The 17,434-nt window shown below is 49.3% G+C and carries 14 protein-coding genes; 6 read left to right on the top strand and 8 right to left on the bottom strand.

What is annotated here, in order from left to right; translation table 11 throughout:
* The first annotated feature begins 106 nt into the window (after positions 1-106).
* A complete protein-coding gene (locus tag EDC52_RS16725; RefSeq protein ID WP_131866943.1) occupies positions 107-1,183 on the top strand; it encodes a dipeptidase in 1,077 nt (358 codons plus the stop codon).
* 5 nt (positions 1,184-1,188) lie between these two features.
* On the opposite strand, the gene EDC52_RS16720 is transcribed toward EDC52_RS16725, so the two are convergent.
* Together EDC52_RS16720 and yedA are read right to left on the bottom strand one after the other, a co-directional pair.
* The gene (locus tag EDC52_RS16720) at positions 1,189-2,703 is read right to left on the bottom strand and encodes an MFS transporter (protein ID WP_131866941.1); all 1,515 of its coding nucleotides are present in this window, start codon (positions 2,701-2,703) and stop codon (positions 1,189-1,191) included.
* 122 nt (positions 2,704-2,825) lie between these two features.
* Entirely contained in the window at positions 2,826-3,725 is a 900-nt protein-coding gene (gene yedA / locus EDC52_RS16715; protein WP_131866939.1) for a drug/metabolite exporter YedA, read from the bottom strand.
* A gap of 155 nt (positions 3,726-3,880) precedes the next feature.
* Between yedA and EDC52_RS16710 the strand changes: the two genes are divergently transcribed.
* Positions 3,881-4,333, top strand: a complete 453-nt coding sequence (locus EDC52_RS16710) for an Lrp/AsnC family transcriptional regulator (protein ID WP_131866937.1) — start codon at positions 3,881-3,883, stop codon at positions 4,331-4,333.
* Between the two features lie 413 nt (positions 4,334-4,746).
* On the opposite strand, the gene cho is transcribed toward EDC52_RS16710, so the two are convergent.
* Complete coding sequence (cho, locus tag EDC52_RS16705; RefSeq protein WP_131866935.1) at positions 4,747-5,610, bottom strand: excinuclease Cho; 864 nt, start codon at positions 5,608-5,610, stop codon at positions 4,747-4,749.
* A 747-nt stretch (positions 5,611-6,357) separates the two neighbouring features.
* Here cho and EDC52_RS16700 point away from each other — a divergent pair.
* Entirely contained in the window at positions 6,358-8,793 is a 2,436-nt protein-coding gene (locus EDC52_RS16700) for an ADP-ribosyltransferase (protein ID WP_165911744.1), read from the top strand.
* A gap of 635 nt (positions 8,794-9,428) precedes the next feature.
* Positions 9,429-9,938, top strand: coding sequence for a ferritin-like domain-containing protein (locus EDC52_RS16695; RefSeq protein ID WP_131866931.1), 510 nt, complete (start codon positions 9,429-9,431; stop codon positions 9,936-9,938).
* A 421-nt stretch (positions 9,939-10,359) separates the two neighbouring features.
* Here EDC52_RS16695 and EDC52_RS16690 read toward each other — a convergent pair whose 3' ends face one another.
* The 3 genes from EDC52_RS16690 to EDC52_RS16680 all read right to left on the bottom strand — a co-directional run bounded on the left by EDC52_RS16690 (position 10,360) and on the right by EDC52_RS16680 (position 11,660).
* Positions 10,360-10,857 (bottom strand): YciE/YciF ferroxidase family protein, encoded by a 498-nt coding sequence (locus tag EDC52_RS16690; protein ID WP_131866929.1) that lies wholly within the window; start codon positions 10,855-10,857, stop codon positions 10,360-10,362.
* 112 nt (positions 10,858-10,969) lie between these two features.
* The gene (locus tag EDC52_RS16685) at positions 10,970-11,416 is read right to left on the bottom strand and encodes a DUF421 domain-containing protein (RefSeq protein ID WP_131866927.1); all 447 of its coding nucleotides are present in this window, start codon (positions 11,414-11,416) and stop codon (positions 10,970-10,972) included.
* A gap of 10 nt (positions 11,417-11,426) precedes the next feature.
* Positions 11,427-11,660: a hypothetical protein gene (locus EDC52_RS16680; protein ID WP_131866925.1), complete on the bottom strand. Its 234-nt coding sequence runs from the start codon at positions 11,658-11,660 to the stop codon at positions 11,427-11,429.
* A gap of 272 nt (positions 11,661-11,932) precedes the next feature.
* On the opposite strand from EDC52_RS16680, the gene EDC52_RS16675 reads away from it, so the two are divergent.
* Entirely contained in the window at positions 11,933-12,247 is a 315-nt protein-coding gene (locus EDC52_RS16675; RefSeq protein ID WP_131867033.1) for a glucose PTS transporter subunit EIIB, read from the top strand.
* Between the two features lie 78 nt (positions 12,248-12,325).
* Here the strand turns inward: EDC52_RS16675 and EDC52_RS16670 are convergent, their stop codons facing one another.
* Positions 12,326-13,978 carry a dihydroxyacetone kinase subunit DhaK gene (locus EDC52_RS16670; protein WP_131866923.1) on the bottom strand — a complete coding sequence of 551 codons (1,653 nt, stop codon included), beginning with the start codon at positions 13,976-13,978 and terminating at the stop codon, positions 12,326-12,328.
* A gap of 68 nt (positions 13,979-14,046) precedes the next feature.
* Positions 14,047-15,327: a Gfo/Idh/MocA family oxidoreductase gene (locus tag EDC52_RS16665; RefSeq protein WP_131866921.1), complete on the bottom strand. Its 1,281-nt coding sequence runs from the start codon at positions 15,325-15,327 to the stop codon at positions 14,047-14,049.
* A gap of 111 nt (positions 15,328-15,438) precedes the next feature.
* On the opposite strand from EDC52_RS16665, the gene EDC52_RS16660 reads away from it, so the two are divergent.
* Positions 15,439-17,019, top strand: coding sequence for a hypothetical protein (locus tag EDC52_RS16660; protein WP_165911743.1), 1,581 nt, complete (start codon positions 15,439-15,441; stop codon positions 17,017-17,019).
* The last annotated feature ends 415 nt before the right edge of the window (positions 17,020-17,434 follow it).

The raw sequence follows: 17,434 nt of genomic DNA, 5'->3' as shown, positions 1-17,434 counted from the left end.
ATTGATGATGGAAGGCTAAAATACACGCTCCATGACAGTGCATCATCAGCACCTTTATGGGGCATGCATTGATCATGTCGATAATATTGCACCAGGATGAAACGTCATGCCCACAACCCGCTCTCTTACCCCCGATGTCATACCTGTTTTTGATGGCCATAATGATGTACTGCTGCGCTTGTGGCGCTCACATCGGGATAATCCGACCCTGGCATTCCTGGAAGGCCCCGCTGCCGGACAGATGGATTTACCGCGTATCCGGCAAGGGGGCATGGTCGGCGGTTTATTTGCGGCGTATGTTCCGTCACATTTTGATACAGCAAGAAGCGCGCCAGATTTGCTGGACTTCAACACTGTTCCGTCAACGCCCTCTCTGGAACAAGCGCGTGAGGTGACTTTTGCCATGCTGGCGATGCTGCTGCGTATAGAGCAAGCATCGGGCGGGCAGGTTAAAATCTGCCGCAGCGCGTCGGACATTCGCGATTGCATAGGCAAAGGTGTGTTGGCGGTAGTGATGCACATTGAAGGTGCAGAGGCGCTGGACCCGAATCTGGATTTACTGGAGGTGCTTTATGCCGCTGGTCTGAGGACTCTGGGGCCTTTATGGAGTCGGCCGAACATTTTTGGCCACGGTGTGCCTTTTCGCTATCCATCATCGCCGGATATCGGACCGGGGCTCACGCCTGCCGGCCTGAGACTGGTGCAAGCCTGCAATGCCAGACGCATTATGGTTGACCTGTCTCATATGGACGAAAAGGGTTTCTGGCAGACGGCTCGGATTTCAAACGCTCCGCTGGTGGCCAGTCACTCCAATGCCCATGCTCTGTGTGCTCAGTCGCGCAACCTGACCGATGATCAATTGGCGGCAATTCGGGAGCGTAATGGCTTTGTCGGCGTCAATTTCGGTACCCTGTTCCTGCGAGAGGATGGCAAAAAGGCGCCTGAAGCGACCGTCAGTGAAATGGTCAGGCATGTTGAGTACTTGTTGGAAAAGCTGGGTGAGGACGGGGTGGGTTTTGGCTCAGACTTTGACGGGACTTCCATACCGCAGGATATGAAAGATGTCGCCGGCCTGCAGTTATTGGTGGATGCCCTGCGTGGACGGGGTTACAGCCAGTCGCTGCTGGAAAAAATCTGCCATGGCAACTGGCTGCGGGTGCTTCAGGAAACCTGGGGTAGCTAATAGTCTCAGTTAACGCCCGGCCGGGTTTTGCGCGATACCTGCTCGCCGGCGTTTGCCGGCAGGCGGAGTAAATCGAGCAGCCCTATCAGTGACATCAGGGTGATAAGCACAAACGCCAGCCGATAACTGATACCCGGCAGGTGTTCCAGACCGAGTAAAGGCGTTAAATGCTCGCCCAGCCTGACGCCAATAGCGCCGATAGTGATTCCCAGCCCGATAGACAACTGGATAGCCGTGCTGAACAGGGTGTTGGCATTGGCCATTTCATCCTGGGGAATATCGGCAAAGGCCAGCGTGCTGATGCCGGTAAATTGCATGGATCGGCACAGTCCGCCGAAAAATAACACGGCCATGGTCAGCCAGTCCGGCGTAGAAGGCGTCAGGAATGCACAGGCCAGTAATGCCATTGCGCTTAGCGTGCCGTTCACCAGCAGCAGTCTCTTAAAACCGAGCAACCGGATAAGCGGTGTGGTTGCCGGCTTCATGGCGAGATTGCCGGCAAACACCGCCAGCACCAGTACCCCGGCATGCAGTGCATCCATGCCGAAACCGACCTGAAACATCAGCGGCAACAAAAACGGCACCGCGCCGATGGACATCCTGAACAGCGATCCGCCGGCCATAGTGACGTTAAAGGTCAGGATGCGCAGCGAATCCAGTCTTATCATCGGTTGACTGGCGTTCTTCAGATGACGAAGGGTGAGCAGCATCGCGACTATGCCGGGAACCAGCCAGGCGATGATCAGCAGCAGTTCTGCATGACGGCTGCCGGTCAACTCCAGCCCGTAGACCAGGCAAAGCATGGCTATGGCGCTGGCGATAAAACCATAGGCATCAAACGGCGGCCGACAGTTCAGCGGCGGATTGGGAATCAGTTTGACGGCGGCGACCATGGCGAACAGACCGAGCGGCAGATTGATAAAAAAAATCCATCGCCAGTTGGCATAGTCAGTAATGAAGCCGCCGAGCGGCGGCCCGAGTATCGGCGCCACCAGTGCCGGCCAGGTGAGGGTGGCAATGGCTTTGATCAACTGGGATTTTGGTGTGCTGCGCAATACAGCCAGGCGGCCGACCGGCACCATCATGGCACCGCCGGCGCCTTGCAAGATCCGCATCATCACAAACTGCGGCACGGTTTGAGTCAGGCCGCACAGCACCGAGGCGAGAGTGAAGATAGCCAGGGCCGCGACAAATACCTGACGTGCGCCAAAGCGTTCGGCTACCCATCCGCTAGCGGGGATCAATACCGCCAATGTGAGCAGATACGCGCTCATGCCGATATTCAGGTCAATTGCCGCTACGCCAAACGACACTGCCATCTGTGGCAAGGCGGTGGCGATTACCGTCCCGTCCAGATACTCCATAAAGAAGGCACCGGCAACCAGGAGTGCCATGCCGGACAGTCCCCGCGACGCGGGAGGCGTCGGATCCGGTACGGAGCCGGCCTCGGATGCCGCCTGGGAGTCCCGATGCTGGCTCTCGTCATCAATAGAATGCGACGCTGCTGATACCTTTGTCATCTACTGCTCTGCCGCCACGGGTAAGCCAGGAGCGGCATCACCCGAAAGATAAGTTGTTAGAAAGCATACTATACTCCCGGTTATATAGATGTCATTCTGAAATCACGGCGAGCAAGACCGGTTTAAACCGACGCGGTTTTTACCCGGCGCAAAGATTGAGTCAGCATCACCATCACCACCGCGAATATAATAATCCCTAATGCCAGCCACTCGACCAGTGTCAGACGTTCACCGGCGAACGCCATACCCAGCATGACCGCCACCACAGGATTGACATAGGCATAGCTGGTCGCCAGTGCAGGTCTGGCATATTTAAGCAGGTAGGTATAGGCGCTGAAAGCGAAAATGGATCCGAACAATACCAAATATATCAGCGCCAGCAGGCTGGCCTTATCAGGTATCCGGCTAAGCTTTTCGCCGTTCATCAGGCTGGTCATGAGCAACAAAACGCCTGCTGCTATCATTTCAACTGCTGCGGCCATCAAACCCACCGGCAGGGTCAGATAGCGGCTGAGCACAGAGCCGAACGCCCAGCTTAATGAAGCGATAATCACCAGCAGGGCACCCGTTGGATTGCCGGTCAGGTTGCCGCCGGTATTGAGCAGGATAATGCCTATCAGCCCGACCACCACTCCCAGCCACTCTATCGGTGAAGCCTGGTGGCCGAACATCCGGGCAAAGATCAGCGTGAACAGCGGGACGGTGGCCACCATCACGGCAGCTATCCCTGACGGCACCTGCATAAATTCCGCCTGAGTCACCAGTCCGTTGCCGACCGCTAGCAGTAAGGTGCCAATTAACGCGGCTGACAGAGCCTGGCGCAGCGTCGGTAGCTTATGTCCTTTTAGCAGCAGAACCGTGATCATCAGACAGCCTGCAATAGTAAATCGTACGCCGGCCATCATCAGCGGCGGCCAACTGGCTACGCCAATTTTGATGGCAAAATAAGTTGATCCCCAAATGACATATAAAGCAAACAGTGCCAGAGCAAGCCTCAGTGCTGGCGACGCAGATATTTTCATTTCACTGCCTTTTTATTCAAGTACTGTTACAGGATAATCAGAATAACCGGTTTTTATGACCATAGTCGGCGGTAATAACTGAATTTTTTCCTCAAAATGGGGGGGATTATCCATCATTACCTTTGATTCAACGGCAAGTTTTTAAAGGGCAGGCAATGGATAAATACGACAAGCAGTTGCTGGCGGCGCTCACCGAAGAGGGGCGGCTGAGCTATGCGGAACTGGCGCGGCGAGTCAACCTGTCGCCGCCGGCGGTGGCCGAGAGAGTGGCCAGGCTTGAAGGCAGGAAAATTATTACCGGCTATCATGCCCACGTTAATCTGGAGCGGCTGGGATTGCCGGTCGCGTTTATTATGGAGATGCGCCTCAACCACAACCATTGGCATAATACCCTGCGTCTGCTCAATGCGATGCCAGAAATCCTGACCTGCCACAGAGTAACCGGTGAAGCCTGCATTATGTTGCGGGGAGCAGTACCTGATATGGCCTCACTGGAAGGGTTTATCGAGCGGGTAAGCCAGCATGGAGCCACCAAGACCTCGGTGGTGCTGTCAACGCCGATTGAGCGCACCGCGCCACCGATCGATAGGGATACGTTGTTGACATGATTGACAGCCCTGCCAGAAAATGAACTGATGGTTTAACAAATTTGTGATGAGTATCACAAATAATTGACATGGCAATTCGATTTCCCTACAATGTAAAAACTGTGATGAACATCACAACTTTGATAAAGTCTTGCAAGGGGAAAAACCATGAAACTGATGAAGAAAATCAATAAGCTGATGAAAGAACTGGGTGACATCTACCTGGAAGCGGCCAAAGTCACCAAGTACTGATCGCGTCTGCTCAGTTGATTCTAGTCAGGCCTGCGCCCTGACTAGAATCAACTTATACTCTTCACCCTCGCTCATTAACCAGCCAAAAGCCCCCCATCAAGTTTTATTTCCGCTCTGTTTCGCTGCCAACCGGTAGCCTGCGGGCAATCAATGCTGACAATCTCCATCCCGTTTAGCGCCATTCAGCTCAATTCGATGATCGCGTGCTTGCCGCTGAGTATCGGCCGGCTGAGTATCTTGTAGCCATCGCTGTCAAAGCTGTGTGATACCCTGCTCAGGCCTGACGCCTGTTCCAGCGTCTCAACAGATCCCAGGTAATACCAGTTATCAACTACATGTATTTGACGCTGCTGCTCGCGCTCCTCGACCAGTCCAATCGGGCCGGAATAGGGCCAGCAGAATACCCGCATCTGCTGCAGGGCATCCATCAGACGCAACTGATGGTCCTCCGGGCTCTCCTTACCGCAGCAGGCGCCCGAACAGCGGCCCAGATGAAAACGGAAACAGGGGCGGCCATGGCTCAGGCGCTCCAGGCCCAGCAGGCTGTAGCACAGAGATTCACTGTCGCCGATGTTCAGCAATGACTGCTGGGCGGCGCGGCGACTGGAGAACAGGCCGAACAAATCCGGCGTACGGGCGAAGTCGATTTCCTTGGCCGAGACCACCGCAGGCATGCCGCCTACCACCTGGATTGAGCATAGCTGCCGATTACGCCGCAGCCGTTTGTTATGCAGCGGCTGCAGTTGCTTTATCATCTGGGCTTCCAGCAGCAGGGCGCCGATCTCGCCAGCGGTTTCATGCCAGGTAATGCGCCTGGCTTGGCGCAGCATCCTTGCCTCTTCGACAGTGCGCAGGTGGGACATCACACGACTGCGAATATTGACACTTTTGCCCACATACAGCGGCATCACCTCACTGTCGCTGTGAAAAACGTACACGCCGGGCAGGGCAGGCAAACTGGCAATATAACAACGAAGGTGTTCGGGATATTGATAAGCCTCGGCAGGGTCAAATTCCCTGCGGCTGGCTGATAAACGCTTATGCACGTATTACACTCAATGTTAACTGTTGTTTTATACAGTGTAGCAGGTTGCATTTAGCCGTTAAAGGATCAATTGAGCGATTATTGCACCGTATCTCTGACCGGCAGCGACACAAAGTCATCCATTTACCCCCCCCGCATTCTTCAAATCAATTTTGGCGTCGCGCTGAACTCACTAGCGCCGGGCCTTATCAGCTACTGATCGGCGGGTTGGCGGCAGCATCCTTGACCTGTCTAACCGCTTAATGGTCTGATTGTTTTTGCGGTCGGCGTCTTGATGTTCAGGATGTCCTCTGCAACCATAAGACTGATCTTGTGTGGATCAACATGCATCCATTAATAAATGAAGAATATATCAATCAACGGCACTGCCGGAAATAATCGCAATATTATCATTTCATGAGTTATCCTCATTAACCGGCATGCTCACCAGGATCAGCGATCCGCTTGATTCTATTACTCTATCGTCAATAGTGTTAACTTTTTCTACTATTCCGAAAAATAGGGAATAGCGTCGTTATTTTGAATATTTGTATTTGATGCTATTAGTTCAGAGAGAAAACCTCTTTTATTATAAGCAAAAGGAATGTGACTTATGCCCGTAAATTCAAAGCGTTGCCATTCAAAAGGTCATATATATTATCCTTCTCTAAGGGCTGATTGCTGGGAACACGCGCAGCCTATGCGACCAAGCAGCTCGTCCTCATTGAAGGATAATGTCTGTTATATAGCCAATTCCTCGACAAGATGTATGCTTAAATCAGATCTGAAACAGGCAGAATTAAGCAATAATAACCTTTTTACCCCATTGATAAATAAAATTTCAACATTAATGCCATCTTTATCGGAGTCTAAAGAACCAGAACTTGAAGAGATGATAATCAAGGGTTCAGATTTACTCACTAAAGCTGATAATTTAATCCAGGAACGCCGGACAATTGATAATGTCCGACGCCCCTCTGGCGCTTGCTTAAGCAGAAAACAGGCTGTAGGACTGGGTTTAGTGGCTCTGAGTATGGGGTCTATTGCATTCTTCTATAACAGGAGGCAACAGAATGATAATACATTTGGCTCCATTAGGGGCGACGTTGAGGAAAAAGTGCGGTTTTCCAGCCCCTCACGGGGATGTCAAAAAAAGATCGATATGTATATGCCTTGTACTGCCAGGGATGGTGATGACGCAATGGAGCTTGCATCTTCACCGAACGCACAGTCATTTGTGCTTCCCAAGGCCATTCCCAGCACCGAAAAAAATGTACCTGATGCTGTTAAGATCGAAAAAATAGATTTTTCTTGTATAGAAGAGCGGCACAGCCTGACTCTTGCACAGGTCTTCAGGCGGATAGGATTAACGTTGAAAAATCCGATATCAGAACTCGCAAGAGAATCTCAAGTAATTAATTACTACCATAAATTTGGTAGGTGTCCTAGCGAATCAGATATTAATAAACTTAGCCTTATCACTTCTAGAATAGATGCTGTAATTTTAATGGTTACATCATTTATACCCAATCTTAATTATACTGTAGTTTTACAGACTATGGGCGGCACCTTATTCCAGATAATTTCAGATGACATGGAGGGAAATGAGGTTAATTTAGAAATGCTGAACGATTTTAACGTTCAAATTATGTTTATGGCAAAAGCCATGACTGACTTTTCATCTAACTCTAACTGGGGGAAATCGAATGGAAGGACCCGTAATGTTTTTCAGGCAACCACCCTTGAAAAGGGTCATTTTTTTTCAGTCATTGATAACTCCCGGATTGAGTTAACATATAGCGATGGATATTTTTGGGCATTGAAGGAGGGTGGGAGATATAAAATAATATACGATGAAAATAAAATTACATGGTTGTTCTTGAAAGAAGTTCGGCCATCAAAAAAAATTAATAATATTAAATTTAATGTTGAAAATGGAATGACGGAAATACCCTCGATATCAAAAATAAAATTGCGAATAGATGAAAGTGCTTTGACGGCATTAGGCAAGATAATTCCTTTAAAATATGATGATTATCTGATCGGTTTGCCTGATGAATTTGGCATGTCAGTGCTAAAAAATGTAATTACGGATATTAAGATTCTAGCGATTAAGATAAAAGGATTTTACTATAGGGTAACTCCGGGTAGAATACCCAGGAGTTGGTTTTTGGGAAAAGAAACAGAAATTGCTCTTTATGATTATGTCTTTTATAAAAGAACAACACCTCATGCCAGGGTAAAATATCTTACCTGCCGTGACAGAAGAGCACCCGGTACTCCATGCATACATTTATCGGCTAATTTGGATGCTATACTCAAAAGCAATGAAAAGTATGCCAGGTCAATAACTGGCATAACGTCCATGAGGAAATATGGGATTCACCCTTTATACTATATTGATATTCTCAGTAATAAAGGCTACATAAAATATAATGAAGTCTACTTTGAGGCTGTGATTAATAAAGATAGCAATGGATTTCATGTTTATGGAAAAGATTCATATTGCTGTTCTGCACTACAAAAGAAACAGAAAATTGCCGAGATTCATTATAGCCCCAGTAGAGGTCTCTATTATCTCAATACGCCAGAGGAAGAACTTATTGAAACATTAGGTCTTTCGAGAGAAATTGCAGAATTACATTTTTTTTCATTAAAGAATAAGCCTTCTGGCGAGGCAGCGCTGACCTCTGATGAAATAGATACATTATATCAATATGGCAGGCTACAATATGATCTTGTTAATGAGTTTATGCGTGATGATATGCCTGAGTTATTTATAGACCCCGTTACCAGAGATGAATTGGCTTACCACGTGGATAACATCAGAAGCGCGATGTCAAAATTGACTGCTTTCAAGGGGACCGTTTATCGAGGGGCGGTGATGAAGAAAACGCGTCTAGATGGGCTTAACGTTGGGGATTATGTAAAAGATAAGGCTTTGCTTTCGACCTCAGTTGATGAAGTCCTGGCCAGAAATTACATTGGCGAAGAGGACCTGATTAATCAGGGTGTTTTTTATAAAATCCATATCAGTCGATCAGGTTTCCCAATTGGAATCTATACTTTAAAGAATTATGAAGGTGAAGTATTGATTAAAGATAACATTTCATTCAAGGTGTTAAGTATAAATGGTAATGAAATTGAACTTGAAGAATTCATTGATGTTGAGCCGCATGGTGTAAAAAGTAAAAACAGTATTTAGGGGTAAATATCAGTGATGGTCAGCCTGTATAAGAACTCATCATCTAGGCTTCGGCCGGTGTGATGAATAATGAATGACTCAAAAAGCGCATCGGGCTTTCATTTACGGCCAATGTATTAATGCGGTCATTATTCACTTATCACTTACTAATGCTGAAATTATTGTGTCAACTGCCAACCCTCCCCCCAACGGCATCAGACACTTATCCGCTGTTCGATTGGAGATCTCTGAGGTGGCCAGCCTATTTCAAGTGGCATCCGGACTGCGCCGGTGGTATTAAATATGTTTTTAAAGCGCTGGTCATCGGCTTGCTTGCCACGGCCTGCAGAGAAAGGATGACGTTTGAAGGCACTCTTTATTATGCAGAAGGCGCCGATATTGCTAACTATAAAGTATTTTAAAACATTAATTAATATGATGATTATACGCCGAGGTGCTCAGCAAAACAGTTTAGTTTTGTGTCGCTAGCCCGCCGTGATCTGACTGGGGCGGTCAATTTATAGCAAATTTTATAAGGTATATTTTACCGTAACAGTGGAAATAAGCGTAAACACGGCTACTCTTATTACCGAGTATGTAATAAAAATACGTAAATCAATCTTATCTATCCTACCCCTATACAGAGGATAATTTTTATGGCCGACTTACACGAAAACTACCTCGACTGGCTGCGCGATGCGCATGCAATGGAAGAGCAGGCTGAAACCATGCTCAAGGGCATGGCCAAACGGTTAGAACATTATCCTGTTCTCGAAGCGCGTATCAAACAGCATATTAATGAAACAATTGAGCAGCAGCGCTTGGTTGAGAGCGTGATCAAACGTTATGATTCGTCATCTTCGACCTTTAAAGATGTCGCCGGCAAAGTCGCCGCTATGGGTCAGGCGATGGGCGGTATGTTTGCCAGCGATGAAGTCGTTAAGGGCGCAATCAGCGGCTATGTTTTCGAGAATTTGGAAATCGCTTCCTATACGTCTTTGATTGCGACCGCCAAGGCGGTTGGCGATACTGAAGGCCAGCGTATTTTCGAACAGATCCTGGAACAGGAAAAGGCCATGGCAACCTGGCTTTTGGAAAACCTGCCGGATGTTACCCAGCAGTTCCTGGCGCGATCCAAAGCGCCGCACACTGATGCCAAGCGATAATGTGTTGCCTGCGTCGGTATATTAAACTTTAGCCGACTGTTTATTAATACAATCTGTTGTCCGTAATTGATTACGGGCAGCAGGCAATGCTATTTTTGTTAAAAATCCCTCTTTTCATGAATTGTTCCCATAAACGCATACCTTACTTTTACTGTAGGCAAAGGCAGGGGTGTCATGCATTATAAGTCTCGTAACTCGATATAAGTCCGGGTTTGAACACCTCTGGATAGAATATTTATACCATTATTATTAACCCAAATTCCCTATTAAAAATCACCGACATGTTGATTCCGATTCTGAGGGATTAACTGAGTGCGCTGGAGACTAAGTGTCAAATGTTCATCATGTTGATGGTAATTTCATTTATGGTCTAATAAAAAGGCCCGGACGATAGCCCGGACCTTTTTATGCACTTATGTTATTATTTTTTGCTCGCTTTGGTATTGACCTTAGCGGTAGCTAATTTTGACAATTTAATATCTGTTTCTTTTTCTTCCTGCAGAGTCGCTTCCAATAAGCTCTTGGCTTCGGTGTAGCCCAGCAGTCCTGCCAATGCACTTAGTGTACCGTAAGTAGCGATTTCATAATGCTCGACTTTCTGTGCAGCGCCAATGAGTCCTGCGTCGCATACAGGGCCTTTTTCTACAGAATCAATGATTTCCTGGCCTTCTTCTACCAAGCCTTCCATCGCCATACATTTCATTCTTTTAATTTTAACGCCTTCAGTTACTTCCACTAATTTATCCAAACGTTCAATCTGACCGTGGGTCTGTTCTAAATGTTCTTTAAATGATTCGGCCAGTTGCGGATCGGTAGCTGCCCGGGCCATTTTGGGCAGCGCTTTAGTGATTTGTTTTTCTGCGCTGTAGACATCGGATAAGGCATGGATAAAAAGATCTTCCAGAGTTTTGATATTCATCGAATTCACCATAATTATGAAAGGTATGAGTGGTATAATGTTGTGAATATTATTTACTCACAATGATAATTATAGTAGGCGATGCTATTTTCACCATGCGACCCGGCATTAATTATCTTTTTTTAGGAATAATGGTGATCTTGCCGTTCTGTTCAAGGATCGCATAGCGAATTTCATCCAGCGTTAATATTCCATCTGATTTACGGGCGCTGGTCAGCAAATCGTCGGCAGAGATCTTAGCTTTCTTCATGCGCATTGCCAGTAGTTTTCCATCATCTATCAATAATAACGGCGGACCATCAGCCGCCAGCCAGACAAAGTGAAATTTGTCTTTCAGAAACGACAGTATCAGATCCATTATGATCAGCGTCACTATGGAAATCGACGCGCCAATCAGCGAAAAATCCTCTCCTAGAATGGCCTGCTGGCACGCCTCGCTGATGATAAGCAGCAGTATGAAGTCGAAGCTGTTCATTTCGAGCAGAGTTCTTCGTCCGGAGATCCTGAATACTACAATTAGCAGCAGATAAATAAATACCGCACGCACTACCATATCCATAGTGTTAGCCCTAGGGATAAACCAGTTGGTTAAATGACAATGCCTGGTTATCCAGCGAAACCAGGGAGTTGGAAAAATAACCCATATGTTCGGGCTTGGCAGTGATGTAGAGACTGTAACGGCTGTCTTTCTGTACCACTGGCTGGGTGAGCGTTAGCACTCCATTTTGAATGGTGGCAGATTCAGGGGGGGGCTGCACTGAACTGAGGGTGTAGTTCTGCAGGAAGTCTCCACCCAAATCCACCCGGAGTACATTTTCTTTCGCCAGATTGAAATGGATAACAAAACGGGTATCGGTTGTGTTGCGTGCGAACGCTGCCGACCTGCTGACGGGGATAAAATAAGCACGGATATGTGTAGGTTAACCAACGATATGGCCATGTTTGCAATCAATATGGACGCGATAGCTGTATTAACCAGGTTACGGGCTTCATCACATAACGGATCTTCATCCGCAGCCAGGGCCGCGTTAGGATGGACGCTATTCCTACTCTGCATCGATACCGGATAAATCAGATGGTCAATATCAAAGAATTTGTTCGCCAATTCAGCCCCAAGCTAAGGCATAAAGCCTCATTGGAACCTAAAGATCCGGATTTGGCTTTATTGGTCAGCGCATTGGGCGAGCAGGAAAACATTACCCGTGTGGATGCCTGTATTACCCGCTTACGGGTCAGGGTACGCGACCTGGGTAAAGTAAATACCGGCGCCATCCAGCAGCTGGGTGCACTAGGAGTGGTGGTTATTGGCCAGGAAGTGCAGGCGATTTTCGGCAAGCAATCGGATAATCTACGCCGGGAATTGTCTGAGCGTTTTGGTTTTGAAGAGTAGCGGCCCTTTACAGGGCCATGCACAGTCATATTTTCCGCCGAGGTGCCGATTCTGATGCACCCCGGGCGTTAAACTCTGTTATCCGGCCAGCAAGGCCAGTTGTTCAAAAACTTTTTCCACTGCCAGTGCACCGGGATCTTTGTTGCCTGACAGACTATCGCTGTTCAGGTAGGACGAGCGTCCGGCATTGGCCTCGGACATACGGGCAGTCGACTCTGCGCCCTGGCGTGCCGCATCAGCCGCCGCCTTGAGGTTGCCGCCTTGATCCAACGCTTCCAGCGCCGGCTGCAGGGCGTCTATCAGCGTGCGGTCTCCCAGATCAGCACCGCCATAATGCTTCATTTGGGACAGTCCACCCAGCAGTGCCCGGGTCGTCGACTGGCCTTCACTGACCTGCTTACCAGCGGCGGTAAACAAAATCGACATCAATACGCCGCTGGAACCCCCCATGACTGTAGCGAGCTGTTCGCCAACCAGACTGAACAGATTGTCGAGCTGGTCGAGGGGCAATTGTCCCTCCTCTAGCTGTCGGGCGATTTCCTGCGCGCCGGCAGCAAAGGTGGTGCCGGTATCCCCATCGCCGACCAGTGCATCAAGTCGATTGAGCTCGGTCTCCAGATCGATAAGTGTGCGGGTAACGGTTCCCACCGCCTGCCCTACGGACTTGTTATCTGAAGGGCTAACCTGGAGGCGGTGCTTTAGCTTGTCTGCCGGCTGGGTCGGCATCGGCAGGAATGGCACCGCCGCTTGCCAACCGGCGGTTTCCACCGGCGACAGCAGCGCTGCCTGCAATTCTTCATCCAGCACCAGGGCAGAAAGAGAAAAACCTTTCATGTCTAATGCACTGATCAGCGGCGCAGGACCGATAAGATAAGCCAGCCGGGAACTCAGCGTGGAATGGGCCAGCTCTCGGGTCAACAGGCTCATTTCCAATGGCGAAACACCACCGAGATTGTTCACCAGTACCGCCAGTTCGCCCTGCTCCGGCAGGTGGGACAACAGTTTTTCCACCATGATGGCCATTATCTGGCGACTATTATCGGTATCCAGCACGGTCGAGCCGGGTTCCCCATGAATACCCAGGCCCAGCTCCACATGACCGGTTTCGATGGCGCGGCCTTCACCTTCATCCCCTGGCAGATGGCAGGCTTGCATTGCAACGCCAATGCTGGCGGTGTTGCTAATTGCCTGGCGTGCGATGTCGGTTACTTGGGACAGTGGATACCCTTGAGCCGCAGCCCAGCCGGCTATTTTATGGACGAACGCCGTGCCGGCAATACCTCGCGGCTGTTTATTGTCCGGCAAAGAAATATCATCCGATACCATCACCAACTCGACCGAATAGCCCATGGCTTTCGCTTTTTCCGCCGCCAGGCCGAAGTTCAGCCGGTCGCCGGTATAATTTTTTACAATCAGCAGGCAGCCGGGTTCTCCGGTCACCGCCACGATAGCATTCAGTACCGCATCAACGCTTGGAGACGCAAAGATATCGCCACATACCGCTGCGGTTAGCATCCCTTTACCGACAAACCCGACATGAGCGGGTTCATGCCCTGATCCGCCGCCTGAAATCACCGCTACCTGCTTTTTATCCCAGTCACTGCGCATCACTACGCGGATAAAGGCATCTACCTCAAGCCTGACCAGATTGCGAAACGGCGAACTGATGATAGTTCCTTCAATCGCATCACTGACGATACTGGCGCGGTCATTCATAAAAAATCGAGACATATCAGGCTACCTTTTTATTTAATGGAACATTTACCACAGTAAATCAGTGTAGCCCGATCTGCCATAACCTATAGTTTTACCTTCAAAGCCGCTACCTGGACCGGTAACTCGGTGCGAATCGATCGGTTGGCGGCAATACCGGTCAGAATCGACATCGCTCCATCTCGGTAATCTGCAGCACGATTGAGGGGATCCGGCGCCGGGCTACCAAACAGGTCATCAAGCATTACCTGGTCTCCGCCGCCATGACCGCCGGCCAGGAAATCCACTGCCACCCGGTAATCAGGAGCGAACAGCGGGAAGACCCGAATATCGCAGCTGTCGGTCGCACCCTCATCTTCCTTTTCGCCCCCGCCGTTCACATAAGAACGTTCAACCAGTTTCATTTCCAGGCGGCCTTTACTGCCATTAAACACCACGTTCAATCCTTCCCAGGGCTGATAAGCATTCAGGGAGTAGGTGAGAATCGCTTTGTTTCGATAGCGCACCATTACACCCATTACGTCTTCTATATTGATACCATCATCGAACACGCTTTTATCGCGATAATAGGCATCCTCATGCTCGGCCTCAAGATAAAGCGCCGTCAGGGACGGGCTTTGTTCCATATGAAGGGCAAAGGGATCGTCTTTTGCTGCAGGATGCTGCCAGGCACGGGGATAAAACTCGGTAACCCCGCGGTTTTCCGCATTGGCTCTGCCGTAAAAACGCAGATCGCCCTGAGCGTAAACTGTTACGGGTTCAGTGTTGAGCCAAAAATTCACCAGATCGAAGTGATGGGTGGATTTATGGACCAGCAATCCGCCGCTGTTACGTTTGTCTCGATGCCAGCGACGAAAATAGTCGGCCCCGTGCTGGGTATTGAGCAGCCACTCAAAATGGACGGAAAACACCTCTCCAATAGTGCCTGATGCCAGTAATTCCCGGATTTTGCTATGGTGCGGGGCATAACGGTAATTAAAGGCGATGCGCAGTTTTCTGCCGGTGCGCTTGACGGCATCAATGATCTCCTGGCACTTTTCTTCATCAATGGTCATGGGTTTTTCACTTATCACATCGCAACCCAGCTCCAGAGCTCGGATGATGTAAGCGTGGTGGGTGCGATCAATTGATGTCACGATGACCTGATCGGGCTGGGTATCGACAATCATCTTCTCGAATTCACCGGCAGGATACATCGGCACTTCCTGATGTCCTTCGGCAGCGATCAGTCGGTTGGCATACTGCATTCGAGTGTGGTTGGTATCACAAAGGGCGACGAAGCAGCACGTCTGTTTATAGTGGCTTGCCAGTGCGGTCAGGTATAACCCAGCCCGGCCTCCAGTGCCGACAATAGCGAACTTTTTCATTAAAAATTTCTCCATTTAACAAAATTGAAACAGCAATATTGACAGTCAATACAGGAGGCTTAATATCGCTGTCAGGCGTATTCCCCCTCACTTAACTACAGAGAAAATGCCGTGCCGCAACGAATGCTCGAAGTAAACACTCCGTTAATTTGGCACTGGTCGCATTTTCTCGACATCATGGCGCTGATAAAAAAGCACCGGTTCACTGGTCTTATTATTCATCAGCAAAATATCCTGGCCTTGCTGGCAAAGCCCTCTCGTTATTATCAGGGGGCGGATAAAACCAATCTCAACCATGAGCGCGAACAGGCGCTGCTTTATCTGCAGCGCGTAAGCCGTTACTGCCGCGAGCAACGATTGACCTTCTGGCTGCAGGGTGAGGCTTTTCCGGAAGACGGCACGCTGGAACATAAATTCCCGGAGTTCTCTTTTACCCAGGACGCCGCTGCCGGCGAAAATTTTCTACTCTACTTCTACCGGGATGTGGTGACTGAATCGCTGTCCCAGCTACCGCTGATAGATGGCATTATCCTCAGCCTGCAGACGCCGGTTTTTCATCAGGCGCAATGGACGGCGCCACTGAAGCTGTTTCACCGTTATCTGCGTGATCATCAGCAGAAGATGGTGCTGCGCGACTATACCGATGACAGCTGGCCTCGGCGGCAATTGCCGACCACACTTGCCGAGCTGCCGCCGGACGTGCGGGCTTCGGTCAAAGCCACTGCAACCGATTATCGGCCGGGATTTGCCAACAATCCGGTTATCGGCGCTTTTGAGCAGCGCAAGGTCTGGATAGATATCGACTTATGGGGCATCGACTATGGCTGGACCCTGCTGCCCTGCCTGTTAATTGATGAAATCCAGGGCCGCCTCAGTTGGGTTCAGTCGGTTATAGGTGATGACCTTGAGGCGGTTACCGTGCGTATCAGCTGGGAATGGATAAACAATTGTCCACTTTCCGATTCGGTTAATGACATCAATCTGTTTGGCCTGGCGCTGATGCTCAGCAGTGAACGGCCCGTTAGCGCAGTCAGCCTGCTGGATGACTGGTTGTATGCTAAAGACATCAGGCCTTCAGGTTCACCGCAGCGCCAGGCAATACATCAGCTTTATTTCAGTAGCCATGACTGGATGTGCCGCACGCCGTATCTGCTGGGGCGAATGATGCATCAGCACAGCCAACTGCCCTCTGATATAAACAGTGCCCAGCGATTGCTCCATGCTGATAATCGCAGCGCCAACTGGACTCAGTCTTACCAACCGCTATTTCCGGCCTCTTCGCCCTCCAAGGGCCTGGAGCAGCGAGAACTGATCAGCATCGAGCAGCAACAGTCCGAATTTCTAGCCCGCCATCTGCAAAAACAGGCCAGGGATTTGCAGCAAAGCGGGATTCTGCCGCCTGAATTAGGCGCTACGCTGGTTGCCGCCTGGGAACGCGCTAACTGGTATACGCAGGTGTTCAGCCAGGTGAGGCAACTTATCAGCAATCACCTGTATAGTGGTCAATACGGCGATGAAGCTGGCCGCTTGCTCCTGTTGCAGGCTCAGCAGATCTCCAGCGCTTGCCGATGTGCCGAAAAGCTGGACAACTGGCTGATTCAGGCCCCCGATGCCCATCCGGATGCCTTGCGGATCATGATGGACCCGCAACGGCTTGAATCTCTGGCGTCTGACTGTCGATCAACAAAATAAGCACGTACCCCTCAGGCAGTTATACTAGACACTTGCTTCCAACTTTGAAAATGCATTTCAAATATGAAACCAGATATTATGAGAATAACCGGTGAAATCGAGAGCGTTGTCGCAGCTATGAAGTAGATATTGTGATGGAAGTCATGTGAATTGATTAGGCATTAGAGACATTCATCACATTTTGGACAGAATAGTTTGATCATGCTCACATTATTATGAGAATAAAATTTCAATGGCGGCACCGGGTTTTATCAAGCCGAGACGCAGCACTGCCGCTGGTTTTTGGTCACAAAATGTCAGCGGTTTTACTGGCGTAATCCCTTTTTAAACTACACTGATAGTGGCCGTTGTTATTTTAATGTTATTCACCGACAGGCGGTTTGATATTCTAAATCCTAAAACTATTTAATTTCAA

Source organism: Biostraticola tofi (assembly GCF_004343195.1).
GTDB classification, from domain to species: domain Bacteria; phylum Pseudomonadota; class Gammaproteobacteria; order Enterobacterales; family Enterobacteriaceae; genus Biostraticola; species Biostraticola tofi.
Note: the sequence above shows the minus strand (reverse complement) of the source record. Positions and strands in the feature narration are given on the sequence as shown.

What these genes read in the sequence shown, in the direction of transcription:
- EDC52_RS16725 (WP_131866943.1), top strand. Translation starts at nt 107, where the DNA reads ATGCCCACAACCCGCTCTCTTACCCCCGATGTCATACCTGTTTTTGAT.
- EDC52_RS16720 (WP_131866941.1), bottom strand. Translation starts at nt 2,703, where the DNA reads ATGACAAAGGTATCAGCAGCGTCGCATTCTATTGATGACGAGAGCCAG.
- yedA (WP_131866939.1), bottom strand. Translation starts at nt 3,725, where the DNA reads ATGAAAATATCTGCGTCGCCAGCACTGAGGCTTGCTCTGGCACTGTTT.
- EDC52_RS16710 (WP_131866937.1), top strand. Translation starts at nt 3,881, where the DNA reads ATGGATAAATACGACAAGCAGTTGCTGGCGGCGCTCACCGAAGAGGGG.
- EDC52_RS16700 (WP_165911744.1), top strand. Translation starts at nt 6,358, where the DNA reads ATGCTTAAATCAGATCTGAAACAGGCAGAATTAAGCAATAATAACCTT.
- EDC52_RS16695 (WP_131866931.1), top strand. Translation starts at nt 9,429, where the DNA reads ATGGCCGACTTACACGAAAACTACCTCGACTGGCTGCGCGATGCGCAT.
- EDC52_RS16690 (WP_131866929.1), bottom strand. Translation starts at nt 10,857, where the DNA reads ATGAATATCAAAACTCTGGAAGATCTTTTTATCCATGCCTTATCCGAT.
- EDC52_RS16685 (WP_131866927.1), bottom strand. Translation starts at nt 11,416, where the DNA reads ATGGATATGGTAGTGCGTGCGGTATTTATTTATCTGCTGCTAATTGTA.
- EDC52_RS16675 (WP_131867033.1), top strand. Translation starts at nt 11,933, where the DNA reads ATGGTCAATATCAAAGAATTTGTTCGCCAATTCAGCCCCAAGCTAAGG.
- EDC52_RS16670 (WP_131866923.1), bottom strand. Translation starts at nt 13,978, where the DNA reads ATGTCTCGATTTTTTATGAATGACCGCGCCAGTATCGTCAGTGATGCG.
- EDC52_RS16665 (WP_131866921.1), bottom strand. Translation starts at nt 15,327, where the DNA reads ATGAAAAAGTTCGCTATTGTCGGCACTGGAGGCCGGGCTGGGTTATAC.